Here is a 26,134-nt window from a genome sequence, read left to right as displayed (position 1 = left end):
CGCCCCGGCCGCCACGTCCAAGGTGCGCAAAGCCCTCCGAGCACCTGGCGTGCGCGCGCCGCCACGGGCCACGCTGGGTGCCCCTGGCGGGCGTGTCGGGGGTCGGGGGGTCGGCCCATGCGGGTGTCGCGGGCGGGGGTGGGGGTGGGGGTGGCGTGCGGGGGTGCGCTGCTTGCTGCCGTGGGGGCGCTTGCGCTTGCGGGGTGCCAGCTGCCGGGAGATTCCACCTCATCCGGGTCTTCCGGGTCCGCCTCTTCCGAGGTCCGTGCGGTGTTTCTCGGCGCGGGCGAATGCAGTTCGCGGGGGCGGGAGTTCTTCACGGAGGTGCCGTGCGGGAGCGAGCGGGCCGCCGCGCGCGTCATCGCCCGGCACGGCGGGCGGAGCGGGGACGAGCCCCCGTGCCCCGCGCGTACCGACTTCATTCTGCACATCAGTGAGAGTCGGCCTGCCGTCGATGAGGACGGGGACGGGGAGGTGCCGCAGGGGTACGCCTGCATGCGCCGTCTCGAACCGCCGCATCCCGGGGATCCCGGGGCGGGTGGGGGGCCTCGGACCGTGGTGGGGGACTGTGTGTACGGGGCGGGGCGGGGGGAGGTGCGGGAAGCGCCCTGCGACGGCTCGGGCCGCCGGGCCCCGCAGTACCGCGTCGTCGCGGCCGTCCCCGAACGCGCCCTGTGCCCGCCGGGGACGGCCCTGTACGTGAGCCTGGGCGGCTCGCGCCCGGTGGGCTGTGCGGTGCGGGTGTGACCCTGCCGGGGGCCTCCCCAAGCCCGCCCCTTTCCCGAAACCGGGGGCTCCGCCCCCGGACCCCCGTATCGGCCTGAACGGCCTCGTCCTCAAACGCCGGACGGGCTATGAGAGGTGGAGGTCCGCGGGTGGGTGGGACAACCCCCCCGCCCATCGCGCTTCGCGCTCGTCCTCAAACGCCGGACAGGCTTTCCCCCACCCACCCGCCCTTCGCCGGACGGGCTTTTCCCCACCCGCCCGCCCTTTTTCGCCCTTCGGGCGGAGTGGGGCGGGCGGGTGGGGTGATGTGCCGACTACTTCCCGTAGGACTGGAAAGGGCGGGTGGGTGGGGAAATAGCCCCTCCGGCGTTTGAGGAGCGGGGGCCTGGGGGCAGAGCCCCCAGACCCGGGCCCCGAGGCCTACGGCCTCAATGTGTGCTCGCGGTCCCGGTCCTGCCGGTCCAGCTTCCCGTCGTACGGGGCAAGCGGCTTCGCCTCCGCGGCCTCAGCGGCAGGCACGCCGGCCCAGGCGAGGATCCGCGCGGTGGCCTTGGCCTTGTCGTCACCGACGAGCCCGCCCACGTTGGCGCCGTGGTTGGCGCCGGGCGCGGTCATGACGTACGAGTCGTGCTTGGCCCCGCGAGCGGGCCGGAACGGCTCGGCGCCCCACGGGTCGTTCTCGCCGTACACGAACAGCATCCGCTGCGAGTTGTGCCGCACCCAGCGGTCGACGTCCTTCATGGCGTGCTTCTGGAACTTCATCGCGATGTCGCGGGGGACGAAGTTCCGGGGCGGCTGGTAGCCGTAGCGGCTCAGGTCGGCGATCCAGGGCTGCTTGATGTCGGGCGAACCGAGCTGCGTACCGGCCTGGTAGTAGTACGGCGTGTAGGGCTCGAGGCCCTGGTCGCTGTAGGACGACCAGCCGCCGACCTCGTCGATCCAGTCGAACAGCGCCTGGTCAGTGGCGGTCTTGGCGTCCGGGACCTCGGCGCAGGCGGTGGCGGACGGCTGGTACTGCCAGAAGCCCCAGTTCACGTCGAGCACGACGGCCTCGAAGGCCTTGTCGAGGTTGCCGACGGTCTTGAAGGTGTAGCGGTTGTCGGCGGCGTACTCGGCGTACAGCTTCTCCATCGGCGCGCGCCGCAGCAGCGCCTGCCGCTGCACCGCCTCGATCTTGCTGCGGCACTCCTTGGTGCCGACGTTCTCGAAGAAGCGGTCGTACGCGGAGTCCTCGCGGTTGTTGACGTCGTTCGGCGCGACGTAGGCGACGACGCCGTCCATGTCACGCGGGTAGAAGCGCTCGAAGTACGTGGCGGTCATGCCGCCCTTGGAGGCGCCCGTGGACAGCCACTTCTTGCCGTAGATCGGCTTGAGGGCCTTGAAGATGCGGTGCTGGTCGCTCGCGGCCTGCCAGATGTCGAGCTTGGTCCAGTCGGCGGGGCTGGGGCGCGAGGGAGTGAAGAAGCGGTACTCCATGGCGACCTGGTTGCCGTCGACGATGCGGGTCGGCTCCGCGCGGCCCGGGTTCGTGTTCAGGCCGTAGCCCGAGGTCGAGAAGACGGTGGGCCGGGCGGTGTCCTTGTGCAGCACGGTGATGCGCTGCTTGAACGTGCCCTTGGACGGGTACCGGTGGTCGACGGGCTGGGTGTAGTTGAGGACGAAGAAGCGGTAGCCGTCGTACGGCTTCTCCTCGATCAGGCTCATGCCCTTGATGGCGAGGAGCCGGTCCTTGATGTCCTTGGCGGCACTGTCCTGTGCGCTGTCCTGTGCGCTGTCCTTCTGTGCGGCGGCACCCCGGTCGGCGTCGGTGGCCGCCGTGGCCGTGACTCCGGTGAAGCCCACGGTGCCTATGAGCACCGTGAACGAAAGCACCCATCTGAGGGTCTTGCGCATGCATCCTCCCCTGTCGGCGCAGCAATTGACCGGAACCTAACCGAGCAACTCCCCGCACACCAGGGCAGATTGAGGACATATGGGACTCAGGGAAATTCACTGACAGGACGAGGAAGTCCGCTCAGCGGACGAAAGAGGGCCGAGCCCGGTCCGGGGCTCACCGTTCAGGCACAGCGCCCAGCGCTCAGCAGAGGATCCAGCCCGAGCTGATGCTCCCCCGCCCCACGGACCCCTTCACCCACACGCAGCGGTGGCCCGAATGCACCTTCACCGGGCCCGCGAGGCGCGTGAAGCGGCCCTTGTCCCGCACGGCGAGGCTGCCGCGTGCCTGCACGCTGACCGACATCCACTTGCGGGCGCCGGGGCGCTTGGCGTACGTCACGGCGCAGACGTAGCCGCGCTTCTTGTAGAGGACGACCTTGCCTGTGCTGAAGGCCAGGGTGCGGACCTTGTGACCGGGGCAGGGGGCCGCCGCGGCGGCGGTGCCGACGCCCGGCCCCGCGAGCGCCAACAGCACGGCGGCCACGAGCGCGGCGGCACCCGCGGCCAGGCTCCGCCGTATCCGACCACTACTCACGTCTGCCCCTCCCGACACCCCCGCATCAGCGTACTGACGTACGGACGCCGGACAGGCCCCCGGCGGTTGCGGAACCCGCCCTATCACTTCTGCATCGCCCGGGCGTACGGGAGAACCCCCTGGCCGGGCCCGGCCTACGCCCCGACCGGCTCCCCCACGAACGTCCGCCACAGCTCCGCGTACCGCCCGCCCCGCGCGAGCAGCTCCTCGTGCGTGCCGTCCTCCGCGACCCGCCCGTGGTCCATCACGACCACCCGGTCCGCGCGGGCGGCGGTGGTGAGGCGGTGGGCGACGACCAGCGTGGTGCGCTTGCCCGCGATGCGGTCGGTGGCCTGGTTGACCTGGGCCTCGGTGGCGAGGTCGAGGGCGGCGGTGGCCTCGTCGAGGAGCAGGATGTCGGGGTCGACCAGCTCGGCGCGGGCCAGGGCGACGAGCTGGCGCTGGCCCGCTGAGAGGTTACGGCCGCGCTCGGTGACCTCGTGCAGATAGCCGCCGTCGAGGGTGGCGATCATCTCGTGCGCGCCGACGGCCCGCGCGGCCGCCTCGACCTGCGCGTCGGTGGCGTCGGGGCGGCCGTAGGCGATGGCGTCGCGGACGGTGCCCGCGAACAGATAGGCCTCCTGCGGCACGACACCGAGCCGGTGGCGGTACGAGGTGAGGTCCAGGGAGCGCACGTCGGTGCCGTCGACCGTGACCCGCCCTGACGTCGGGTCGTAGAACCGGGCCACGAGCTTGACGAGCGTGGACTTGCCCGCGCCGGTCTCGCCGACGAAGGCGACGGTCTGCCCCGCGGGTATCCGCAGCCGCACCCCGGCCAGCGCGGTCTCCGTGTTCTCGGCGGCGTCCGCGGCGCCGTCGGAGCCGTACGCGAAGTCGACGTCCTCGAACGCTATCTCGCCGCGCAGCGAGAGCACGTCGAGCGGTTCGTCGGCGGACTTCGTGGACGTGGGCTCCTGGAGCAGCTCCTGGATGCGGCCGAGCGAGACGGTGGCCTGCTGGTAGCCGTCGAAGACCTGGGAGAGCTGCTGGACGGGGGCGAAGAACAGGTCGATGTAGAGGAGGTACGCGACCAGCGCGCCGGTGGTGAGCGTGCCCGCGTCGACCCGGTTCGCGCCCACGATCAGGACGGCCACCACGGCCACCGACGACAGGAACTGCACGAACGGGAAGTACACCGAGATCAGCCACTGGCCGCGGATGCGGGCCGCGCGGTACTCCGTGCTGCGCGCCGCGAACCGCTCGCTGCCCGTCCCCTCGCGCCGGAAGGCCTGCACGATCCGCAGCCCGGACACCATCTCCTGGAGGTCGGCGTTGACCACCGACACGCGCTCCCGCGCCAGTTCGTACGCCTTCACGCTGGACCTGCGGAAGAAGAACGTACCGATGACGAGCAGCGGCAGCGTCGCGAAGACGACGAGGGCGAGCTGCACGTCGATGACGAGGAGCGCGACCATGATGCCGAAGAAGGTGACGACGGAGACGAAGGCGGTGACCAGGCCGGTCTGCAGGAACGTGGACAGCGCGTCGACGTCCGTGGTCATCCGGGTCATGATGCGCCCGGTGAGTTCCCGCTCGTAGTAGTCGAGTCCGAGGCGCTGGAGCTGCGCGAAGATCTTCAGGCGCAGGGCGTAGAGGACGCGTTCGCCGGTGCGTCCCGTCTTGCGGATCTCGCCGGTCTGCGCGGCCCACTGCACGACGACGGCGACGAGGGCGAGCCCGGACGCGGCCCACACGGCGCCGAGCGCGGTCTGCGTGACGCCCTCGTCGATGCCGTGCCGGATGAGGACGGGAAGCAGCAGGCCCACCCCGGCGTCGACGGCGACGAGCAGCAGGCTCACCAGGAGGGGCGCGCCGAAGCCGCGCAGCAGCCTGCGCAGTCCGTACGACTCCTCGGGGGTGACGGCCCGCGCCTCGTCGATGGCGGGGGTGTCGGTGGCGGGCGGCAACGCGTCGACCTGGGCGAGGAGTTCGGGCGTGGCCGGAGTCCCGGCGAAGGCGATGTCCTTGGGCTCCCGGTCGCCGACCCACAGGCGCGGGGTGATGCCGCGCTCGGCGTCGAACTCGGCCTCCAGCTCGTCGCGTACGGAGGTGTCCTCGACGGCCTCGGCGGCGGCCGGGGCGGGGTCGATGTGGCCGGGCGAGACGCCGCCCAGCTCGTCGGGGTCGGTGAGCAGGCGGCGGTACAGCGGCGAGCGGCGCTCGAGCTCCTCGTGGGTGCCGAGGTCGGCGAGCCGGCCGCCGTCGAGGACGGCGATGCGGTCGGCGAGGTTGAGGGTGGAGCGGCGGTGCGCGATGAGGAGGGTGGTGCGGCCCTCCATGACGTGCTTGAGGGCCTCGTGGATCTCGTGCTCGACGCGGGCGTCCACGGCGGAGGTGGCGTCGTCGAGGACGAGCAGGCGCGGGTCGGTGAGGATGGCGCGGGCCAGGGCGACGCGCTGGCGCTGGCCGCCGGAGAGGGTCAGGCCGTGCTCGCCGACCTTGGTGTCGTAGCCGTCGGGCAGCTCGGCGATGAAGCGGTCGGCCTGGGCGGCGCGGGCGGCGCGCTCGATCTCCTCGTCGGTGGCGCCGGGGTGGCCGTAGGCGATGTTGGCGCGGACGGTGTCGGAGAAGAGGAAGGAGTCCTCGGGGACCAGGCCGATGGCGGCGCGCAGCGACTCGTGCGTCAGCTCGCGCACGTCGTGGCCGCCGACGAGGACGGCGCCGCGCGTCACGTCGTAGAACCGGGGCAGCAGCAGCGACACCGTCGACTTGCCGCTGCCGGAGGAGCCGACGACGGCGAGGGTCTCGCCGGGGCGTATCTCGAAGCTGAGCCCGTCGAGGACGGGGCGCCCGTCCTCGTACGCGAACGACACGTCGTCGAACTCGACGGTCGCCGGGGCGTCGTCCTCCAGCTCCTTGGTGCCGTCCTTCATGGTCGGCTCGGTGTCGATGAGTTCCAGGACGCGCTCGACGCCGGCGCGGGCCTGCTGGGCGACGGTCAGGACCATGGCGAGCATGCGCACCGGGCCGACGAGCTGGGCGAGGTAGGTGGAGAACGCCACGAACGTGCCGAGCGTGATCTCGCCCTTCACCGCGAGCCAGCCGCCGAGCGCCAGCATCGCGACCTGCCCGAGCATGGGCACGGACTGCAGGGCGGGGGTGTAGCGGGAGTTCAGCTTGATGGTGCGCAGCCGCCCCGCGAAGAGCCGCCGCCCGACCTCCCTGAGCTTCCCGGTCTCCTGGTCCTCCTGCCCGAAGCCCTTCACCACGCGTACGCCGCCGACGGCACCGTCGACGACGCCCGCGACGGCGGCGGCCTGGGCCTGCGCGTACCAGGTGGCGGGGTGCAGCTTGACGCGGCTGCGGCGGGCTATCCAGAGCAGGGCGGGGGCGACGGCCAGCGCGACCAGAGTCAGCGGCAGCGACAGCCACGCCATGATCACCAGCGACATCAGGAACAGCAGGATGTTGCCGATGGTCATCGGCAGCATGAAGAGCAGGCCCTGGATGAGCTGGAGGTCGCTGGTGGCGCGGCCGACGACCTGTCCGGTGGAGAGGTCGTCCTGCCGCCGTCCGTCGAGGCGGGTGACCGTGTCGTACATCTCCGTGCGCAGGTCGTGCTGCACGTCGAGGGCGAGGCGGCCGCCGTAGTAGCGGCGGATGTACGTGAAGACGTAGACGAGGACCGCGGCGCCTATGAGGGCGGCGGCCCAGGGCCCCATGGTCCGGCTGTGATCACCGATCACATCGTCGATGATCACCTTGGTGAGCAGGGGTACGAGGGCCATGACGGCCATGCCGCCCAGGGAGGAGCCGAGCGCGAGCACGACGTCCTTGGGGTAGCGCCAGGCATAGCCCCACAGCCGTTTCGCCCAGCTCCGCTGTTCCGGCTGCTCCGCCACCGTCTGCCTCCCGTCGACCTGACCTGCCGAGAGGCCCAACGTCGGCGTCCACCGTTTTCATCCCGCCGGGCGCCGTGACTATGGGGGCTGCGCCCCCGCTCCCCCTGCCTTTTCGGGCCTCCGGCCCTCGTCCTCAAACGCCGGACGGGCTTATTTCCCCGCCCACCCGCCCCAGAAAGACGGGCTGCATCACGTGCCCGGATCCCACCCGCCTCGAAAGGGGCGGGTGGGCGGGGGAAATCCGCCGCGAAGCGGCGGAGCACCACGACGGCGCCGAGTCCGGCGAACTACCGCAGCGGACTATTGCGGCGCCGGGACCATCGCCTCCTTGGGCGTGTCCGTCGGGGTGTAGCGCTGGGTTGCCGCGACCCGGGGCGTCAGGTCCTTGTGGATGGCCTTCGAGACCTTCTGGATGGTGTCGACGCCGTAGTTCATGCTGCTGTTGCCGTGCGTGAGCACGGAGATCGTGTAGTCGTGGCCGCCGCCCTTGAAGGCGCCGACGCTGTGCACGCGCCAGCCGTGCGTGGCCCGGGGCAGCCAGCCGTTCTTCACGTACGTCTTGACGCCGGAGGGCGCCCCCGCCGGCGTACCCCAGCGCTGGTCGCGGACGACCTTGTTCATCAGCTTCAGGATGTACGCGCGGGCGTTGTCGCTGAGCACGGCATTCTTGCCGGTGATCAGGGCGAGCAGCTTCTGCTCGTCGGTGACGTTGATCCGGGTGAGGCCCCAGTAGCCGCCGGACCCCGGCACAGTCTTGGTCATCTTGGCCGCGGCCAGGAACTTCTTCACCTTGGTGGCGCCGAGCTGCCGCCACAGGGTGCTGGTGGCGTTGTTGTCCGACTTGGTGATCATGGCGGTGGCGAGGTTGGACTCGCGCGTCGTCAGATACCGGTCGGACTTCTTCGCGTCCCACAGGAGTGTGGCGAGGACGGTCACCTTCACGACGCTCGCCGAGTCGAAGGCGGTCGTGGGCCGCAGGGTGCAGGTGGTCTTCGTGGACCGGTCGTGCAGGCCGACGGCGATGGTGCCCTTGCGGTTCTTCAGCGCGGCGGCGATGTCCTTCTTGAGCTTCTTCGCCAGCTCCGGCTGCTGCGACGTGCACGTGACCTGCGGCGTCGCGGCGGCGGCCGGACTGGCGACGGCCGCCCCCGTGAGCGGCGCGAGGACGGCGACGGCCGCACTCGCGCTCAGCACGCGGGTACGCCGGGATATTCGGTGCGTCATGGAGGTTCCCCCCGTAGTCGGACACGCGTGCGCCCCCAGCGCACGCGTTTCACATGACTCACCGACCCCGGTGAAGGTTGCACGGTGAAGGAGAAAAAACCTCAGGTCAGATGCGTCGGCGCGAACATCCGCAGCACCGCGGGCAGCACGACCACGCTCGGCCCCGGCTGCGCGAGCGCCTTCGCGAGGTCGTCCCTGAGCGCCTCGGGGGACGTCCGCACGCCCGGCACCCCGAAGGACTCCGCGAGCGCCACGAAGTCCGGCCGGGCCAGCTCCGTGCCGGTCGCCTCGCCGAAGGCGTCGGCCATGTACTCGCGGAGGATCCCGTAGCCGCCGTCGTCGACGATCAGCCAGGTCACGTCCAGGTTGTACTGCCGTGCCGTGGCCAGCTCGGCGATCGAGTACATCGCGCCGCCGTCGCCGGAGACGGCGAGCACGGGCCGCGTCGGATCGGCGGCGGCCGCGCCGAGGGCGGCCGGGAAGCCGTAGCCGAGGCCGCCCGCGCCCTGCGCGGAGTGCATGGTGTTGGGCCGCCGCGCGTCGAAGGCGGACCAGGCCCAGTACGCCAGGATCGTCATGTCCCAGAAGGACGGGGAGCCGTCGGGCAGGGCGGCCCGCACGGCGGCGAGGACGTCCTGTTCGAGGGTGAGCCCCTGGCCGTCGATGCGCTCGCGGACGGCCGCGAGGACCCGCCGTACCCGCTCCGGCGCCGCCGGGTCGGGCCGCTCGGCGCCGGTCTCCAGGAGAGTCTCCAGGAGGGCGGACAGGGCGAGCCGGGCGTCGGCGTGGATGCCGAGCGCCGGGTGGTTGGACTCCAGCTTGCCGAGGTCGGCCTCGATCTGGACGACGCGGCCGCGCGGCTTGAACGTGTGGTAGTTGGACGACAGTTCACCGAGGCCGGACCCGACGACCAGCAGGACGTCGGCGTCCTCCAGGAAGTCGGTGGTGTGCCGGTCCTCCAGCCAGGACTGGAGCGAGAGCGGATGCTCCCAGGGGAAGGCGCCCTTGCCGCCGAAGGTGGTGACGACGGGCGCGTTCAGGCGCTCGGCGAGCGCGCGCAGCTTCCCCGAGGCGTCGGAGCGTACGACACCGCCGCCCGCGATGATCGCGGGGCGCTCGGCCCGTACCAGCAAGTCGGCGGCGACGGCGGTGAGTTCGGGCCGGGGCACGACCTCGTCGGGTGTCGCGTCGACGGCGGTGACGACCGGCAGCGAGGTCTCGGCGAGCAGCACGTCCTGCGGGATCTCCACCCACACCGGCCCGTGCGGCGCGGTGAGCGCGGACTGCCAGGCGGCGGCGATCGCGGACGGGATCTGCGACTGCGTACGCACGGTGTGGACGGACTTGACCACGTCCCGGAACGAGGCCTGCTGGTCGCGCAGTTCGTGCAGATAGCCGTGGCGCCCGCCGCCGAGCCCGGCGACCGGGATCTGGCTGCCGATGGCGAGCACCGGCGACGATCCGGCGGCCGCCTCCTGGAGCGCGGCCAGCGAGGTGAGCGCGCCGGGCCCCGTCGACAGGAGCAGCGGCGCGACCTCGCCGGTGATCCGTCCGTACGCGTCGGCGGCGAAGCCGGTGTTGTTCTCGACCCGCAGCCCGACGTACGTGAGGGACGAGCGCCGCAGCGCGTCGAACATGCCGAGCGCGTGCTGGCCGGGCAGGCCGAACACGGTGGTGGCGCCGAGGCCCTGCAGGGTCTCTACGACGAGGTCGCCGCCGTTGCGTCCCGGCGGGGGATTCAGGGCGGCGTGCGTCTGCGCGGCGGTGGGCCGCAGCACGATGTCGTGGTCATGGGTCATGTCGGTCATCCTTCCGTCGCGCGCGCGGGCGCGGCGCCCTGCATCGCCATACGCGGGCCGCGGGGCCGCCGCGGAGTGCCTGGAGCATCGGCGGCGGCCCGGCGGCGCGGGGTCACTTCGCGGTCTGCTGCGCGTCGGCGGCGGCCCGGTTCGCGGCGATCTGCCGGGACATGATCGTCGTCAGTTCGTACGCGGTGTGGGAGGCGGCCACGGCCGTGATCTCGGCGTGGTCGTAGGCGGGCGCGACCTCCACGACGTCGGCGGAGACGAGGTTGCAGGAGGAGAGCCCGCGCAGGATCTCCAGGAGCTCGCGGGACGTCATGCCACCGGCCTCCGGCGTGCCCGTCCCCGGCGCGTGCGCCGGGTCGAGGCAGTCGATGTCGATGGAGATGTACAGCGGCCGGTCGCCGATGCGCTGGCGCAGCTGGTCGGCGACCTCGTCCGCGCCGCGGCGGTAGATGTCCGACGACGTGACGATGCCGAAGCCCATCTTCTCGTCGTCGGTGAGGTCCTGGCGGCCGTACAGCGGGCCGCGGGTGCCGACGTGGGAGAGCGCCTCGGTGTCGAGGATGCCCTCCTCCACGGCCCGGCGGAACGGGGTGCCGTGCGTGTACTCCGCCCCGAAGTACGTGTCCCACGTGTCCAGGTGCGCGTCGAAGTGCAGCAGCGCGACGGGGCCGTGCTTCTTCGCCATGGACCGCAGCAGCGGCAGCGCGATGGTGTGGTCGCCGCCGAGCGTCATCATCCGGGCGCCGGTCGCGAGCAGGTCGTCGGCCGCCGCCTCGATCGTCTCCACGGCTTCGTTGATGTTGAACGGGTTCGCGGCGATGTCGCCGGCGTCGGCGACCTGGGCCAGGGCGAAGGGGGACGCGTCCTGGGCCGGGTTGTACGGGCGCAGCAGCCGCGATGCCTCGCGGATCGCGTTGCCGCCGAAGCGGGCGCCCGGGCGGTAGGACACGCCCGTGTCGAAGGGGACGCCGACGACGGCGATGTCCGTCCTGCCCACCTCGTCGAGGCGGGGCAGCCTGGCGAACGTCGCCGGACCCGCGTAGCGCGGGACGCGCGAGGAGTCGACGGGCCCACGGGGCTCGGTCGGGACACTGCTCATGGTCGGGTTCCTCCTGGTGGTGCATGTCTTACGTGGTCAAGTGTTGCGCGGCGGTGGGCCCTGCCGGGGGCTCCCCAAGCCCGCCCCTTCCCGCAACCAGGGGGCTGCCGCCCCCTGGACCCCCGCCATCGCCGCTTCGCGGCTCGTCCTCAAACGCCGGACGGGCTGGATATGTACCGGCACATTTCAGCCCCTCCGGCGTTTGAGGAGCGGGGGTCCGGGGGCGGAGCCCCCGGTTTCTGGGAAGGGGTGGTTTGGGGACTTCTCATGCCGTCACCGAAGCCTCCGGCGCCGCCGCCTCGGGCTCGGCCCCGCGCCCAGCGACCCGCTCCCGCCAAGCGGCAAGCGTCACCGCATCCGTCGGAGGCGTGGCCAGCGACACGCCCACGTACACCACGAGCGAGGTCAACAGCCCGTAGTAGATGGGCTCGTTGGCGAGGATGCCGTACCACCACATGAGCCCGATCACGGAGACCCCGCCGGCGACGACGGCGGCCAGCGCCCCGGCCCCGGTCCCCCGCCGCCACAGCAGCCCGCCCAGGATGGGCACGAGCAGCCCGCCCACGAGCAGGTTGTACGCGACGGTCAGCGCCTGGACGACGTCGTTCAGGGCGATGGAGACGCCGATGACGGCGACGCCCATGACGAGGATGAAGAGGCGGTTGCCCTTCACCTCGTCGTGCGGCTCCCCGTCATCCGCGCCCGCGCGCACAGCCCCCCGGACCCGCGCCCAGATGTCGTTGTTGGCAACGGTCGCGCAGGCGATGAGCGCCCCGGACGAGGTGGACATCACGGCGGCGAGGGCGGCGGCGAGCACCAACCCCCGTACGCCCATGGGCAGTTCGTCCTTGACGATGGTGGCGAAGGCGGCGTCCGCGCTGGGCAGCTTGGGGTACATGACCTTGGCGGCCGTCCCGATGACGGCACCGGCGAGGGCGTACACGAGGCAGTACGTACCGGCGACGGTCCCCCCGTACCGGGCGACCTTGTCGCTGCGCGCGGTGAAGACGCGCTGCCAGATGTCCTGCCCGATGAGCATGCCGAACGTATAGATCAGTACGTACGTGAAGATCGTCTCGCCGCCGACGCCGAGCGGCGCGAAGTACTCGTCGGGCAGCTTGTCGCGCATCGCGCCGAAGCCGCCGGCCTTGACGACGGCGATGGGCAGGAGCAGCAGCAGGACGCCCACCGTCTTGACGACGAACTGCACCATGTCCGTCAGCGTGATGGACCACATGCCGCCGAGCGTGGAGTACGCGACGACGATGGAGCCGCCGATGACGATGGCGAGCGTGCGGTTCATGTCGAAGAGGACGTCGAAGATGGTGGCGTACGCGATGGTCGAGGTGACGGCGAGCATCAGGGTATAGGCCCACATGACGACACCGGACAGGACACCGGCCCGCCCGCCGTACCGCAGATCCAGCATCTCGGAGACCGTGTAGACCTTCAGGCGCGCGATGCGGGCCGAGAAGAAGATCGACAGGGCGAGCAGGCCGAGCCCGATCGTGAACACCATCCACGCGCCGGACAGGCCGTGGGTGTAGCCGAGGCCGACGCCGCCGATGGTGGAGGCGCCGCCGAGGACGATCGCGGCCATCGTGCCCGAGTACATCCAGGGACCGAGGCGGCGGCCCGCGACGAGGAAGTCACTCTTGGACTTGGCCCGGCGCATGCCCCACCAGCCCATGGCCAGCATCCCGGCGAGATAGACGACGATCACTGTGTAGTCGACGGCCATAAGGGGGGCCTCCTTGCGCGCTCGGTCAGTGGCGTGTCGTGCGGGTGGAGTGCTGCGGTGACGCTGCGGTGACCGGCCGCGGGGACATCCGCCCGTACCCGAGGCCCCGGTCGGCACGACCCTAGGTGGCCGGAAAGCGACGCTGAAGTGTACGTTTCCTACACTCTCCGAGCCGCGGATGGAGGAACTGTCCATGGTCCCGAACCCCGACGGCGGCGGTGCGGGGTCGGCGACGCCCCCGACCCCGACGGTCCCGCCGACGCCGCCCGTCCCGCTGACCGCCCTGCTGGCCCGCGAGGAGCTCGGCCTGCGGCAGATCGCGGGCCCGGACGCGGCGGAGACCGGGGCCGTCGTGCACTGGGTGCACACCTCGGAGATGGCCGATCCGTATCCGTATCTGCTGGGCGGCGAGCTGCTGCTCACGGCCGGGGTGCACGTCCCGGCGGCGGACGCGGACGCCCACCTGGACGGTTATGTGGCCCGCATCGTGGCCGCGGGCGGCGCCGCGCTGGGCTTCGGGGTGGCCCCGGTGCACGACACGGTGCCGCGGGCGCTGGCGGACGCCTGCGAGCGGTACGGCCTCCCTCTGATCGAAGTGCCGCCGCGCACCACGTTCAGCGGGATCGCCCGCGCGGTGTGGCAGCTCATGACCGAGGCCCGGCACGCCGAACTCCGCCGCGTCACCCAGGCCCAACAGGGCCTCGCGGCCGCGGCGGCCCGCCCCGACCCGGTCCCGGCCCTGCTGCGCCAACTGGCGGCACGCCTCGGCGGGTACGCGGCGCTGTACGGCCCCGACGGCACCCCCGCACAGTCGGCGGGGCCGGAGCCGGGACCGGAGGCCCTGGCGGGGCTGGTCCGTCTTGCGGGGGTGGTGAACCCTGCCGGGGGCTCCCCCCGGACCACCCCTTCCCTCAACCAGGGGCAAGCCCCTGGACCCCACAGGCCCGAGCCGGGCGGCTCGCGCACGCGCGACGCGGGGCAAGCGGGCGGCGCCGGAGCCGGGGACGCGCGGTACGCGAGCGGGGCCGCAGCCGGAGGCGCGCAGTACGCGGGCGGGGCGGGAGCCGGGGACGCGAGAAGCGCCGCCCCGCCCGCTTCCGAACCTCCGGCCGCGTCCACCGCGCGGCCGGGGCCCACTGGTGCACCGGACCGGACGGCCGCCCGGGCCGGGAGCCCTGGGCCTGCGGCCGGGGCGGCCGGGAACCCTCGGCCCGCCCCCGCCTCCGCCACCGACACCATCGCCGGTACCCACCTCGCCGCCTACGCCCTCGCCGGGGCGCACGGGCTCGCGCTCGGGGTCGCCACACGGCAGCGGGAGCCCGGCGACCACACGGTGACCGGCGTCGCCGCCGTACTGCTCTCCCTGCTGACCGCGCCACACCAGGGCGCCGCCGAGTCCGCGCGCTCCGCGGCACTGGTGCGGCTGCTGCTCGGCGCGGCCCCCGCCGACGCGGCACCGCTGCTCGGCGCCGACCGGTGGACCGTCGTGCACGCACGCGTACGCCACGGCGACCGCGAGCAGCCCCCGCCCACCCCGGCGGCCCTCGCGGCGGCCCTGGGCAGCACCCTGGTCGACGGCCACGCGGAGTCCGACGACGGCGTGCACGCCCGGGGCGGCCACACGGCCCACTCCACGCCTGCGGCCCGCGGCACCGACAGCGGCGACGCCCCCGGCACCCGTAGCGCCGACAACGCCCACGCCGACCGCCCCGCCCCCGCCGAGCCCGCCACCCCCCACTTCGTACGCCTCCTCCTCCCCGCCGACCGCGACCCCGCCCCCCAGAGCGGCTGGACGCTCGGCATCTCCGCGCCCGCCGGAGTCGCGGGGCTGCCCGCCGCCGACGGGCAGGCCGGGCGGGCGCTGCGGCGGGCCGAGGCGGCGCGGGTGGCGCTGGTGCGGCATCGCGAGAGCGGGATCGCCGGGCTCGTCGCGCCCGCCGAGGCCGACGCCCACGCGCGGGAGCTGCTCGGACCGCTCGGCGGCAGCGTTCCGCTCACCGAGACGCTGCGCACCTGGCTCTCCTTGCACGGGAGTTGGGACCGCACCGCCGCCGCGCTCTCCGTGCACCGCAACACCGTCCGCCAGCGCATCACCCGCTGCGCGGCCCTGCTCGACGCCGACCTCGACGACCCCGACGTCCGCATGGAGCTGTGGTTCGCCCTCGGCCGCACCGGCCCGCGGGGGTGAGCGCCGCCCCCTGAACGTGAGTCGCCGCACAGGTCCGGCCTACGGGACGGCCCGCCCCGCGCCCGCCGCCGACGGCACAATGGGACGCATGCCGATACCCAGCCGTGCCGCGCTCGTCGAGCACCTCGTCCGTACCCGTATCGCCGGCGACGTCGCGACGCCCCGCGAGAACAACCTCTCCCACTACCGCAGGCTCGCGAACGGCGACCGCCACTACTGGCTGGGCCTGGAGCTCGGCGACCGCTGGAGCGACGAGCAGGACGTCCTCGCGGTGATGGCCGAGCGCTGCGGCGTGATCGACGACCCCGAGCACCGCCAGGGCCAGGACACCATCGACCCGGAGCTGACGGTCGACGCCCTGGACCGGATGGCGGCCCGCCTGCGCAAGGCCGCCGCCGCCAAGGAGCGCGTCCTCTTCGCCACCGGCCATCCCGGCGGGCTCCTCGACGTGCACCGCGCGACGGCCGCCGCGCTGCGCGCCGAGGGCTGCGAGATCGTCGTCATCCCGGAGGGACTCACGGCCGACGAGGGCTTCGTCTTCCAGTTCGCGGACGTCGCCGTCCTGGAGCGCGGCGCGACGCTGTGGCACACCCACTCGCCGGAGCCGATGAACGCGATCCTCGACGGCCTCCTCCGCGAGGACCGGCCACTGCCCGACCTCGTCGTCGCCGACCACGGCTGGGCCGGGCGCGCGGGCCAGCGCGGCATCGACTCCGTCGGCTACGCGGACTGCAACGACCCCGCCCTCTTCATCGGCGAGGCCGAGGGCACCGTCCAGGTCACGGTCCCCCTGGACGACCACGTGACCAGTCCGCGGTTCTATGACCCGCTGACGGCGTACTTGCTGGAGGCAGCGGGCCTGACGCAGAGCTGAGGCCGCGGAGCGGCCGGAACCCCCACACCCCAGAGGGGACCCTCAGCCCCGAGGCACCCGCACGACACCCTCCTGGATGACGGTGACGGCCAGCCGTCCGTCCGCCGTCCAGATCCGCCCCTGCCCCAGGCCTCGCCCACCCCCGGACGAGGGCGACTCCTGGTCGTACAGCAGCCACTCGTCCGCCCGGAACGGCCGGTGGAACCACATCGCGTGGTCCAGCGAGGCCCCGACCACGTCCCCGACGGCCCACCCCCCGCGCCCGTGGGCGAGCAGCACGGAGTCGAGCAGCGTCATGTCGGAGACGTACGTGGCGAGACAGACGTGCAGCAAGGACCCGGCGTCCGCCCCGCCGAGCTTGCCGTTGGTGCGGAACCACACCTGGGAGTGCGGCTCCCGGGGCCGCCCGACGGACGCCCAGGGCGGCGCGTCGGCGTACCGCAGATCGACGGCGGCGCGCGCCTCGATCAGCCTCCGGGCGACGTCCGGCGGCAGATCGCGCGGCAGCGCCTCCGCGGCCGTGGGCAGCGTCTCCGGGTCGGGCGCGGCCGGCATCGAGGTCTGGTGGTCGAGCCCCTCCTCGTACGTCTGGAAGGACGCCGAGAGGTGGAAGATCGGCTGGCCGTGCTGCACGGCGACGACGCGGCGCGTGGTGAAGGACCGGCCGTCGCGGATGCGGTCGACGGTGTAGACGATGGGCGCGCCGGGGTCACCGGGCCGCAGGAAGTAGGCGTGCAGCGAATGGGCAGTGGGGCCTCCCCTGCTCGAGCGCAGCCGAGAGCTTGGGGAACGGTCCTCGGGCACGGTGCGGCCCGCGGCGACCAGGGCCTGGGCCGCGACCTGCCCGCCGAAGACGCGCGGCACCAGGGACGGGCGGCTCGTGCCCCGGAAGATGTCCTCCTCGACGCGCTCGAGGTCGAGCAGGTCGAGGAGGTCCTGAAGTTCCTTGCCCATGCTGCCGGTTACAGCCCCATCGACTTGGCGATGATCATCTTCATGACCTCGCTGGTGCCGCCGTAGATGCGGTTGACGCGGTTGTCGGCGTACAGGCGGGCGATGGGGTACTCGTTCATGAAGCCGTAGCCGCCGTGCAGTTGGAGGCAGCGGTCGATGACGCGGTGCGCGACCTCGGTGCAGAAGAGCTTCGCGGACGCGGCCTCGGCCGGGGTCAGCTCGCCCGCGTCGAGGGCTTCCAGGGCGCGGTCGGCGACGGCCTCCGCGGCGTCCACCTCGGCCTGGCAGGCGGCCAGTTCGAACTTGGTGTTCTGGAAGGACGCGACGGACTTGCCGAAGACGCTGCGCTCCTGGACGTACTCCTTGGCGAACCGGACGGCGGCCTTGGCCTGCGCGTACGCCCCGAAGGCGATGCCCCAGCGCTCGGAGGCGAGGTTGTGGCCGAGGTAGCCGAAGCCCTTGTTCTCCTCGCCGAGCAGGTCCTCGACCGGGACCTCGACGTCGACGAAGGCGAGCTCGGCGGTGTCGGAGACCTTCAGGCCGAGCTTGTCGAGCTTGCGGCCGACGGAGTAGCCCGCGGACTTGGTGTCGACGGCGAAGAGCGAGATGCCGAAGCGGCGGTCGTCCTCGCGCGGGGCGGAGGTGCGGGCGCAGACGATCACGCGGTCGGCGTGCACGCCGCCGGTGATGAAGGTCTTGGCGCCGTTGAGGACGTAGTGCGTGCCGTCCTCGGAGAGCTTGGCGGTGGTCTTCATGCCGGCGACGTCGGAGCCGGTGCCAGGCTCGGTCATGGCGAGCGCCCACATCTCCTCGCCGGAGACGAACTTCGGCAGGAAGCGCTTCTTCTGCTCGTCGGTGGCGAGCATCTCGATGTACGGCAGGCCGAGCAGCACGTGCACGCCGGAGCCGCCGAAGGAGACGCCCGCGCGGGCCGTCTCCTCGTACATGATCGCCTCGAACTTGTGCGAGTCGATGCCCGCGCCGCCGAATTCCTCGTCTACGCGGATGCCGAATACGCCGAGGTCGGCGAGCTTGTAGTAGAAGTCCCGGGGCGCCTGGCCCGCCGCGAACCACTCGTCGTACACCGGGACGACCTCGGCCTCGATGAAGGCCCGGACGGTCTCCCGGAATGCCTCGTGGTCCTCGTTGAAGACGGTACGCCTCACGGCCTGACTCCCTCTCACGACGGCACGCTTTACTAAGCGCTTGCTCAGCCCGAGGTTACCCGCGGGTTCCGGTGACCGTCCAGGGCACAATCTGTGACCGTCGGCCACCGTGCCCTTGATCGTGGCCTTCGGCCTACTCGTCCTCAAACGCCGGACGGGCTGATGTTCCTCCGGCCGGGCTGATATTCCTCCGGCCGGGACTCAGTTCTCCCCCGCCGCCGCCAGCGCCCCGTGCGCCAGCCTGCTCAGCAGGCCCGCCATCCCCTCCCGGCCCGGCAGCGCCCCCGGGCGCCCGAGGTGCGGGGTCGAGTTCAGGAGCCCGAACACCGCGTGCACGGACGCCCGTGCCTCCACCTCGGAAAGTCCCGGATACACGCCCCGCACCGCGGACACCCACAGTTCCACGTACCGCCGCTGCAGCGACCGCACCAGCTTGCGGTCGCTGTCCCGCAGGCGGTCCAGCTCCCGGTCGTGGAGAGTGATGAGAGGCCGGTCGTCGAGGGCGAAGTCGATGTGCCCCTCGATGAGCGAGTCGAGCGCGGCGCCGGGCGACCCCGCGGCCTCCGCGGCCCGCCGCTCGCCGCCCCGCAGCAGCTGCTCGCTGATGCCCACGAGGAGCTCGGCGAGCATCGCGTCCTTGCCGGCGAAGTGCCGGTACAGGCCGGGCCCGCTGATCCCGACGGCGGCCCCTATCTCGTCCACGCCGACTCCGTGGAAGCCGCGCTCGGCGAAGAGCCGGGCCGCTTCCTTGAGGATCTGCTCGCGGCGGGTGGGGGCGTCGGTCCTGGTGGCCATGGAAGCAATTCTAGACAGGGCGGTTAGCGCTCGTTAACCTGAATGACATACGTTAACGCTCACTAACAGTGGGAGCACAGCGGATGCAACAGGCACCAGTCCTCGCGAGCGCGGCCGACCCCGCCTCGGACGCCTGGCGGTCGAACGAGGCGGCGCACCGCGCCCTCGCCGACGAGCTGCGCGGCAAACTCGCGGCGGCCCGCCTCGGCGGCGGCGAGCGCGCCCGGCAGCGGCACGTGGCACGCGGCAAGCTGCTGCCGCGCGACCGCGTGGACGCCCTCCTCGACCCCGGCTCGCCGTTCCTCGAACTGGCCCCGCTCGCGGCCGACGGCATGTACGGCGGCGACGCCCCGGCCGCCGGCGTCATCGCGGGCATCGGCCGGGTCAGCGGGCGCGACTGCGTGATCGTCGCCAATGACGCGACGGTCAAGGGCGGGACGTACTACCCGATGACGGTCAAGAAGCACCTGCGCGCGCAGGAGGTCGCCCTGGAGAACCGCCTCCCGTGTCTCTACCTGGTGGACTCCGGCGGCGCCTTCCTGCCCATGCAGGACGAGGTGTTCCCCGACCGCGAGCACTTCGGGCGGATCTTCTACAACCAGGCGCGGATGTCCGGCGCGGGCATCCCGCAGATCGCGGCGGTGCTCGGCTCCTGCACGGCGGGCGGGGCGTATGTCCCCGCGATGAGCGACGAAGCCGTGATCGTGCGGAATCAGGGCACGATCTTCCTGGGCGGCCCGCCCCTGGTGAAGGCCGCCACGGGTGAGGTCGTGACCGCCGAGGAGCTGGGCGGCGGCGAGGTCCACTCCCGCGTCTCCGGCGTCACCGACCACCTCGCCGAGGACGATCCGCACGCCCTGCGCATCGTCCGCACGATCGTCTCGACGCTGCCCGCGCGCGGGGCCATGCCCTGGGAGGTCCGCCCCGTCGAGGAGCCGAAGGTCGACCCGCTCGGTCTGTACGGCGCCGTGCCGACGGACTCCCGCACCCCCTACGACGTACGCGAGGTCATCGCCCGCGTCGTCGACGGCTCCCGCTTCGCGGAGTTCAAGTCCGAGTTCGGGCAGACCCTGGTGACCGGCTTCGCGCACATCCACGGCCACCCGGTCGGCATCGTCGCGAACAACGGCATCCTGTTCTCCGAGTCCGCCCAGAAGGGCGCCCACTTCATCGAGCTGTGCGACCAGCGCGGCATCCCGCTGGTCTTCCTGCAGAACATCTCCGGCTTCATGGTGGGCCGGGACTACGAGGCGGGCGGCATCGCCAAGCACGGCGCCAAGATGGTCACCGCCGTGGCCTGCACCCGCGTGCCGAAGCTGACCGTCGTGGTTGGCGGCTCCTACGGAGCGGGCAACTACTCCATGTGCGGCCGGGCCTATTCACCGCGCTTCCTGTGGATGTGGCCCAACGCCAAGATCTCCGTGATGGGCGGCGAGCAGGCCGCGTCCGTCCTCGCGACCGTCAAGCGCGATCAGCTCGAAGGACGCGGCGAGGAGTGGTCGCAGGAGGACGAGGAGGCCTTCAAGGCCCCGGTCCGCGCACAGTACGAACAGCAGGGCAACGCCTATTACGCCACGGCACGGCTGTGGGACGACGGCGTCATCGACCCGTTGGAGACCCGCCAGGTGCTCGGCCTGGCGTTGACCGCGTGTGCCGGTGCGCCCCTGGGCGAACGCGGCTTCGGCGTCTTCCGGATGTGAGGGGTACACACGGAATGAGCATGTTCGAGACAGTCCTTGTCGCCAACCGGGGCGAGATCGCCGTCCGCGTGATCCGTACGCTGCGGGCGCTCGGCGTCCGTTCGGTGGCCGTCTTCTCCGACGCGGACGCCGACGCCCGGCACGTGCGCGAGGCGGACACGGCCGTGCGGCTCGGCCCCGCCCCCGCCGCCGAGAGCTACCTCTCGGCCGAGCGGCTCCTGACTGCCGCCGCCGCGTCCGGCGCGGGCGCCGTCCACCCCGGCTACGGCTTCCTCGCCGAGAACGCCGCCTTCGCGCAGGCCTGCGCCGACGCCGGGCTCGCCTTCATCGGCCCGCCCGCCGCCGCGATCGACCTGATGGGCGACAAGATCCGCGCCAAGGAGACGGTGCGGAAGGCCGGGGTGCCGGTGGTGCCCGGCTCCTCGGGCAGCGGCCTCACGGACGCCCAACTCGTCGACGCCGCCCGGGAGATCGGCACCCCCGTGCTCCTCAAGCCGTCCGCGGGCGGCGGCGGCAAGGGCATGCGCCTGGTGCGCGACGCCGCGCTCCTCGGCGAGGAGATCGCGGCCGCGCGGCGCGAGGCCCGCTCCTCCTTCGGCGACGACACCCTCCTCGTGGAGCGCTGGGTCGACCGCCCCCGGCACATCGAGATCCAGGTCCTCGCCGACTCCCACGGCAACGTGGTGCACCTCGGCGAGCGCGAGTGCTCCCTCCAGCGGCGCCACCAGAAGATCATCGAGGAGGCGCCGTCGGTCCTGCTCGACGAGGCCACGCGCGCCGCGATGGGGGCCGCCGCCGTGGAGGCCGCCCGCTCCTGCGGGTACGTCGGCGCGGGCACGGTCGAGTTCATCGTCCCGGGCGACGACCCGGCCTCGTACTACTTCATGGAGATGAACACGCGGCTCCAGGTGGAGCACCCGGTGACGGAGCTGATCACAGGGATCGACCTGGTGGAGTGGCAGCTCCGGGTGGCCGCGGGCGAGGAACTGCCCTTCGGGCAGGACGACATCACGCTCACCGGCCACGCGGTCGAGGCCCGCATCTGCGCCGAGGACCCCTCTCGGGGGTTCCTCCCCTCCGGCGGCACGGTCGTCCTCCTGCGCGAGCCCTCCGGCGACGGTGTGCGCACCGACTCCGGGCTCAGCGAGGGCACGGAGGTCGGGAGTCTGTACGACCCGATGCTGTCGAAGGTCATCGCGTACGGGCCGGACCGCGCGACCGCGCTGCGCAAGCTGCGGGCGGCGCTTGCGGAAACGGTCATTCTCGGGGTGCCGACCAATGCGGGGTTCCTGCGGCGGCTGCTTGCCCACCCGGCGGTGGTGGCCGGGGAGTTGGACACGGGGCTTGTCGAGCGCGAGGCCGAAGCCTTGGTGGACGCGGATGTTCCGGCTGAGGTGTATGGGGCGGCCGCGTTGGTGCGGGTCGACTGTGCCCACCCGTCCCGCCCTGCGGGACGACTGCCCACAACCTTGGACGGATGGCGGGACCCGTTTTCCGTACCCAATGGGTGGCGGCTCGGCGGCGAAGCTGCCTGGACCGTGCATCACCTGCGGGTGTCCGGTCACGACCCCGTGGTCGTACGCACCCGACTCACCCCTGACGGGGACGTCGAGGTCGACCTCGGGGGTTCTAGGGGGCGGAGCCCCCTAGTTTCGGGAAGGGGTGGGATTGGGGAGCCCCCCGCAGGGCCCACCACCGTCACCCTCCACCACCACGGCCGCACCCACACGTTCCACCACAGCGGCGAGTGGCTCGGCCAGGACGGGAACACCTGGCACGTCCAGGACCACGACCCCGTGGAAGCCGCCCTCACCGGCGCCGCGCACGCGGGCGTGGACGCCCTGACGGCGCCCATGCCCGGCACCGTCACGGTCGTCAAGGTGGCGACCGGCGACGAGGTGGCCGCAGGCCAGAGCCTCCTCGTCGTCGAGGCGATGAAGATGGAGCACGTCATCTCCGCCCCGCACGCCGGCACCGTCACGGAACTGGACGTCACCCCGGGAACCACGGTCGCCATGGACCAGATCCTGGCCGTGGTGGTCCCCGACGAGACCAGGACCGAGACCGCCGAGGAGGACGCGTCATGACCACCGAAGAAGCAAGCGGCGGCCTCCCCATGGTCGTACCGACCCAGGACCTGCCGCCCCGCGTCCGCATCCACGAGGTGGGCGCACGCGACGGCCTGCAGAACGAGAAGGCCACGGTCCCCACGGAGGTCAAGGCGGAGTTCATCCGCCGCCTGGCCGACGCGGGCCTGACCACCATCGAGGCGACGAGCTTCGTGCACCCCAAGTGGGTGCCCCAACTGGCGGACGCGGAGGCACTGTTCCCGCTGCTCGGCGACCTCACGCAAACGAACGGCGTGCACCTCCCCGTCCTCGTCCCGAACGCCCGCGGACTCGACCGCGCCCTCGCGCTCGGCGCCCGCCGCGTGGCCGTGTTCGCCAGCGCCACGGAGTCCTTCGCCAAGGCCAACCTGAACCGCACGGTGGACGAGGCCCTGGCCATGTTCGAGCCGGTGGTGGCGCGGGCGAAGGAGGCCGAGAACGCGCACGACCAGGTGCATGTGCGCGGCTATCTGTCCATGTGCTTCGGCGACCCCTGGGAGGGCGCCGTCCCCATCGCCCAGGTCGTCCGCGTCTGCAAGGCGCTGCTCGACATGGGCTGCGACGAGCTGAGCCTCGGCGACACCATCGGCGTCGCGACCCCCGGCCACGTACTGGAACTGCTCGCCACCCTCAACGAACAGGGCGTGCCCACGCACCGCGTCGGCGTGCACTTCCACGACACGTACGGCCAGGCGCTCGCCAACACCCTCGCGGCGCTGCAGCACGGGGTGACCACCGTGGACGCCTCCGCGGGCGGCCTCGGCGGCTGCCCGTACGCCAAGAGCGCCACCGGAAACCTCGCCACCGAGGACCTCGTGTGGATGCTTCACGGCCTCGGCATCGAGACCGGGGTCGACCTCGGCCGTCTCACCGCCACCAGCGCGTGGATGGCCGACCAGCTGGGCCGACCGAGCCCGTCCCGCACCGTGCGTGCCCTCTCCCACAAGGAGCAGTGAGAACGATGGACCACCACCTCTCCCCCGAACACGAGGAACTCCGGCGCACCGTCGAGGAGTTCGCGCACGACGTGGTCGCGCCGAAGATCGGCGACTTCTACGAGCGGCACGAGTTCCCGTACGAGATCGTGCGCGAAATGGGCCGCATGGGCCTGTTCGGCCTGCCGTTCCCGGAGGAGTACGGCGGCATGGGCGGCGACTATCTGGCGCTCGGCATCGTCCTAGAGGAGCTGGCGCGCGTCGACTCGTCGGTCGCGATCACCCTGGAGGCGGGCGTCTCGCTGGGCGCCATGCCCCTCCACCTCTTCGGCACCGAGGAGCAGAAGCGGGAGTGGCTGCCGCGGCTGTGCTCGGGCGAGACCCTGGGCGCCTTCGGCCTGACCGAGCCGGACGGCGGCTCGGACGCGAGCGGTACGCGGACGACGGCCCGCCTGGACGAGGCGACGGACGAATGGGTGATCAACGGCACGAAGTGCTTCATCACCAATTCCGGTACGGACATCACGGGCCTGGTGACGGTGACGGCGGTGACGGGCCGTACGGACGACGGCAAGCCCCTCATCTCCTCGATCATCGTGCCGTCGGGCACGCCCGGCTTCACGGTCGCGGCGCCGTACTCGAAGGTCGGCTGGAACGCGTCGGACACGCGGGAGCTGTCCTTCTCCGACGTGCGGGTGCCGCGGGCGAACCTGCTCGGCGAACTCGGGCGCGGCTACGCCCAGTTCCTCCGCATCCTGGACGAGGGCCGCGTCGCCATAGCGGCGCTCGCCACCGGCCTGGCGCAGGGCTGCGTCGACGAGTCGGTGAAGTACGCCAAGGAGCGGCACGCCTTCGGGCGGCCGATCGGCGCGAACCAGGCCATCCAGTTCAAGATCGCCGACATGGAGATGAAGGCGCACACGGCGCGGCTCGCCTGGCGCGACGCGGCGTCCCGCCTGGTGGCGGGCGAGCCCTTCAAGAAGCAGGCGGCCCTCGCGAAGCTGCACTCCTCGACGGTCGCCGTCGACAACGCCCGCGAGGCCACCCAGATCCACGGCGGCTACGGCTTCATGAACGAGTACCCGGTGGCCCGGATGTGGCGCGACTCCAAGATCCTGGAGATCGGCGAGGGCACGAGCGAGGTCCAGCGCATGCTGATCGCCCGCGAACTGGGCCTCACGAGCTGACCCCTTCAGGACGCCTCGGCCTGTCGCGTGTGCGATCAGCCGAGCGCGTCGGTCGCCCGGGGCCCCGCAGGCCGGAAGGCAAGGTTAGGTTAACCTAAGCACCACTTCCGGCCAGCGGCCCCGTACGAAAGCAGAGACCCTCCATGCCCCACAGCCTCCGCAAGCCCTCGCGCCGCGGCATGCTCGCCGCGGGCGGCGCCCTCGGCCTCACGGCCGTCCTCGCAGCCTGCGGGGACGAGAAGAAGGACAAGGGCGGCTCGGGCAACGGCACGAAGGACGGCGGCGCCTGGTCCTTCAAGGACGACCGCGGCAAAACGGCCGAGACGGACTCGACGCCCAAGAACATCGTGGCGTTCACGGGCGTCGCCGCCGCGCTGTACGACTACGGCGTCGAGGTCAAGGGCGTTTTCGGCCCGACGAAGACCAAGGACGGCAAGCCGGACGTCCAGGCCGGCGACATGGACATCAGCAAGCTGACGATCCTCGGCAACGCCTGGGACCAGTTCAACATCGAGAAGTACGTGGGCCTCCAGCCGGACGTCCTCATCTCCACGATGTTCGACGACGCGGGCACCCTCTGGTACGTCCCCGAGGCGTCCAAGGACAAGATCCTCAAGCTCGCCCCGAGCGTGGGCATCTCGGTCTACGACCGCCAGATGACCAAGCCCCTGGAGCGCCTGCTCACCCTCGCCGAGACGCTCGGCGCGGACGTCCGGGCCGACAAGGTCGTCAAGGCGAAGAAGCGCTTCGAGGCCGCCGCGGAGCGGCTGCGCAAGGCCGCGAAGTCCCGCCCGGAGATCAAGGTCCTGGTCGGCTCCGCCAGCCAGGACATCTTCTACGTCTCCGGTTCCAACCTCTCCGCGGACCTGGAGTACTTCAAGGCCCTCGGCGTGAACCTCGTCGAGCCGCCGGCGAAGGCTCTCAAGGAGAGCGGCGGCTGGTTCGAGAACCTGTCCTGGGAGAACGTCGACAAGTACAAGGCCGACGTCATCATGATGGACAACCGGACCTCGGCGATTCAGCCTGCCGCCTTGGCCAAGCAGAAGCCCACCTGGGAGAAGCTGCCCGCCGTCAAGGCCGGCCAGGTCATCCCCCGCGTGACCGAGCCGATCTACTCGTACGCCAAGTGCGCCCCGATCCTCGAGGACCTGGCGGAGGCCATCGAAAAGGCCAAGAGGGTCGGCTGAGTAGGCTGGCCGTGGGCCTTGGGCGCCGTTGATCGCGGCCTTCGGCCTTGCTCGTCCTCAATCGCCGGACGGGCTCAATCTCTCGCCCCCG

18 protein-coding genes are annotated in these 26,134 nt (G+C 72.0%); 8 read left to right on the top strand and 10 right to left on the bottom strand.

The annotated features are described in order from the left end of the window. The first annotated feature begins 117 nt into the window (after positions 1 to 117). On the top strand, positions 118 to 747 hold the full coding sequence (locus AC0KTA_RS24285) for a hypothetical protein (RefSeq protein ID WP_481050334.1): 630 nt from the start codon (positions 118 to 120) through the stop codon (positions 745 to 747). 399 nt (positions 748 to 1,146) lie between these two features. On the opposite strand, the gene AC0KTA_RS24280 is transcribed toward AC0KTA_RS24285, so the two are convergent. From AC0KTA_RS24280 to AC0KTA_RS24250, 7 genes are all read right to left on the bottom strand, one after another. Next, positions 1,147 to 2,619 (bottom strand): aminopeptidase, encoded by a 1,473-nt coding sequence (locus AC0KTA_RS24280; protein ID WP_481050333.1) that lies wholly within the window; start codon positions 2,617 to 2,619, stop codon positions 1,147 to 1,149. Between the two features lie 184 nt (positions 2,620 to 2,803). Then, on the bottom strand, positions 2,804 to 3,196 hold the full coding sequence (locus AC0KTA_RS24275; RefSeq protein ID WP_481050332.1) for a hypothetical protein: 393 nt from the start codon (positions 3,194 to 3,196) through the stop codon (positions 2,804 to 2,806). Positions 3,197 to 3,330: 134 nt separating this feature from the next. Beyond that, the gene (locus AC0KTA_RS24270; protein WP_481050331.1) at positions 3,331 to 7,077 is read right to left on the bottom strand and encodes an ABC transporter ATP-binding protein; all 3,747 of its coding nucleotides are present in this window, start codon (positions 7,075 to 7,077) and stop codon (positions 3,331 to 3,333) included. 300 nt (positions 7,078 to 7,377) lie between these two features. Then, positions 7,378 to 8,301: a serine hydrolase gene (locus tag AC0KTA_RS24265; RefSeq protein WP_481050330.1), complete on the bottom strand. Its 924-nt coding sequence runs from the start codon at positions 8,299 to 8,301 to the stop codon at positions 7,378 to 7,380. 101 nt (positions 8,302 to 8,402) lie between these two features. Next, complete coding sequence (locus AC0KTA_RS24260) at positions 8,403 to 10,100, bottom strand: thiamine pyrophosphate-binding protein (protein WP_481050329.1); 1,698 nt, start codon at positions 10,098 to 10,100, stop codon at positions 8,403 to 8,405. 112 nt (positions 10,101 to 10,212) lie between these two features. After that, positions 10,213 to 11,208, bottom strand: coding sequence for an agmatinase (gene speB, locus AC0KTA_RS24255; RefSeq protein ID WP_481050328.1), 996 nt, complete (start codon positions 11,206 to 11,208; stop codon positions 10,213 to 10,215). 265 nt (positions 11,209 to 11,473) lie between these two features. Next, positions 11,474 to 12,949 (bottom strand): sodium:solute symporter family protein, encoded by a 1,476-nt coding sequence (locus AC0KTA_RS24250; protein ID WP_481050327.1) that lies wholly within the window; start codon positions 12,947 to 12,949, stop codon positions 11,474 to 11,476. Between the two features lie 178 nt (positions 12,950 to 13,127). On the opposite strand from AC0KTA_RS24250, the gene AC0KTA_RS24245 reads away from it, so the two are divergent. After that, a complete protein-coding gene (locus AC0KTA_RS24245; protein ID WP_481050326.1) occupies positions 13,128 to 15,137 on the top strand; it encodes a PucR family transcriptional regulator in 2,010 nt (669 codons plus the stop codon). A 79-nt stretch (positions 15,138 to 15,216) separates the two neighbouring features. Continuing rightward, positions 15,217 to 16,011, top strand: coding sequence for a phosphatase (locus AC0KTA_RS24240; RefSeq protein ID WP_481056545.1), 795 nt, complete (start codon positions 15,217 to 15,219; stop codon positions 16,009 to 16,011). A gap of 42 nt (positions 16,012 to 16,053) precedes the next feature. On the opposite strand, the gene AC0KTA_RS24235 is transcribed toward AC0KTA_RS24240, so the two are convergent. The 3 genes from AC0KTA_RS24235 to AC0KTA_RS24225 form a co-directional block, all read right to left on the bottom strand. Further along, the gene (locus AC0KTA_RS24235) at positions 16,054 to 16,965 is read right to left on the bottom strand and encodes an acyl-CoA thioesterase (protein ID WP_481050325.1); all 912 of its coding nucleotides are present in this window, start codon (positions 16,963 to 16,965) and stop codon (positions 16,054 to 16,056) included. Positions 16,966 to 16,973: 8 nt separating this feature from the next. Further along, positions 16,974 to 18,131, bottom strand: coding sequence for an acyl-CoA dehydrogenase family protein (locus AC0KTA_RS24230; protein WP_481050324.1), 1,158 nt, complete (start codon positions 18,129 to 18,131; stop codon positions 16,974 to 16,976). A 201-nt stretch (positions 18,132 to 18,332) separates the two neighbouring features. Further along, a complete protein-coding gene (locus AC0KTA_RS24225; protein WP_481050323.1) occupies positions 18,333 to 18,926 on the bottom strand; it encodes an SACE_7040 family transcriptional regulator in 594 nt (197 codons plus the stop codon). Positions 18,927 to 19,009: 83 nt separating this feature from the next. Between AC0KTA_RS24225 and AC0KTA_RS24220 the strand changes: the two genes are divergently transcribed. The 5 genes from AC0KTA_RS24220 to AC0KTA_RS24200 all read left to right on the top strand — a co-directional run bounded on the left by AC0KTA_RS24220 (position 19,010) and on the right by AC0KTA_RS24200 (position 26,043). Continuing rightward, the gene (locus AC0KTA_RS24220) at positions 19,010 to 20,626 is read left to right on the top strand and encodes a carboxyl transferase domain-containing protein (protein ID WP_481050322.1); all 1,617 of its coding nucleotides are present in this window, start codon (positions 19,010 to 19,012) and stop codon (positions 20,624 to 20,626) included. 20 nt (positions 20,627 to 20,646) lie between these two features. Next, entirely contained in the window at positions 20,647 to 22,713 is a 2,067-nt protein-coding gene (locus AC0KTA_RS24215; protein ID WP_481050321.1) for an acetyl/propionyl/methylcrotonyl-CoA carboxylase subunit alpha, read from the top strand. After that, on the top strand, positions 22,710 to 23,690 hold the full coding sequence (locus AC0KTA_RS24210) for a hydroxymethylglutaryl-CoA lyase (RefSeq protein ID WP_481050320.1): 981 nt from the start codon (positions 22,710 to 22,712) through the stop codon (positions 23,688 to 23,690). Before AC0KTA_RS24215 ends, AC0KTA_RS24210 begins: the two co-directional genes overlap by 4 nt. Before the next feature lie 5 nt (positions 23,691 to 23,695). Continuing rightward, the gene (locus AC0KTA_RS24205) at positions 23,696 to 24,856 is read left to right on the top strand and encodes an acyl-CoA dehydrogenase family protein (protein ID WP_481050319.1); all 1,161 of its coding nucleotides are present in this window, start codon (positions 23,696 to 23,698) and stop codon (positions 24,854 to 24,856) included. Positions 24,857 to 24,999: 143 nt separating this feature from the next. Beyond that, positions 25,000 to 26,043 (top strand): ABC transporter substrate-binding protein, encoded by a 1,044-nt coding sequence (locus AC0KTA_RS24200; protein WP_481050318.1) that lies wholly within the window; start codon positions 25,000 to 25,002, stop codon positions 26,041 to 26,043. Positions 26,044 to 26,134 lie beyond the last annotated feature (91 nt).

This window comes from Streptomyces sp. Y309 (genome assembly GCF_056712025.1).
This window is presented reverse-complemented; position numbering and strand designations above follow the sequence as displayed.

Bases quoted from the DNA above. Each gene is read 5' to 3' on its own strand.
- AC0KTA_RS24285 (WP_481050334.1), top strand. From the start codon at position 118: ATGCGGGTGTCGCGGGCGGGGGTGGGGGTGGGGGTGGCGTGCGGGGGT.
- AC0KTA_RS24280 (WP_481050333.1), bottom strand. From the start codon at position 2,619: ATGCGCAAGACCCTCAGATGGGTGCTTTCGTTCACGGTGCTCATAGGC.
- AC0KTA_RS24265 (WP_481050330.1), bottom strand. From the start codon at position 8,301: ATGACGCACCGAATATCCCGGCGTACCCGCGTGCTGAGCGCGAGTGCG.
- AC0KTA_RS24260 (WP_481050329.1), bottom strand. From the start codon at position 10,100: ATGACCCATGACCACGACATCGTGCTGCGGCCCACCGCCGCGCAGACG.
- speB (WP_481050328.1), bottom strand. From the start codon at position 11,208: ATGAGCAGTGTCCCGACCGAGCCCCGTGGGCCCGTCGACTCCTCGCGC.
- AC0KTA_RS24250 (WP_481050327.1), bottom strand. From the start codon at position 12,949: ATGGCCGTCGACTACACAGTGATCGTCGTCTATCTCGCCGGGATGCTG.
- AC0KTA_RS24245 (WP_481050326.1), top strand. From the start codon at position 13,128: ATGGAGGAACTGTCCATGGTCCCGAACCCCGACGGCGGCGGTGCGGGG.
- AC0KTA_RS24240 (WP_481056545.1), top strand. From the start codon at position 15,217: ATGGGACGCATGCCGATACCCAGCCGTGCCGCGCTCGTCGAGCACCTC.
- AC0KTA_RS24235 (WP_481050325.1), bottom strand. From the start codon at position 16,965: ATGGGCAAGGAACTTCAGGACCTCCTCGACCTGCTCGACCTCGAGCGC.
- AC0KTA_RS24225 (WP_481050323.1), bottom strand. From the start codon at position 18,926: ATGGCCACCAGGACCGACGCCCCCACCCGCCGCGAGCAGATCCTCAAG.
- AC0KTA_RS24220 (WP_481050322.1), top strand. From the start codon at position 19,010: ATGCAACAGGCACCAGTCCTCGCGAGCGCGGCCGACCCCGCCTCGGAC.
- AC0KTA_RS24215 (WP_481050321.1), top strand. From the start codon at position 20,647: ATGTTCGAGACAGTCCTTGTCGCCAACCGGGGCGAGATCGCCGTCCGC.
- AC0KTA_RS24210 (WP_481050320.1), top strand. From the start codon at position 22,710: ATGACCACCGAAGAAGCAAGCGGCGGCCTCCCCATGGTCGTACCGACC.
- AC0KTA_RS24205 (WP_481050319.1), top strand. From the start codon at position 23,696: ATGGACCACCACCTCTCCCCCGAACACGAGGAACTCCGGCGCACCGTC.
- AC0KTA_RS24200 (WP_481050318.1), top strand. From the start codon at position 25,000: ATGCCCCACAGCCTCCGCAAGCCCTCGCGCCGCGGCATGCTCGCCGCG.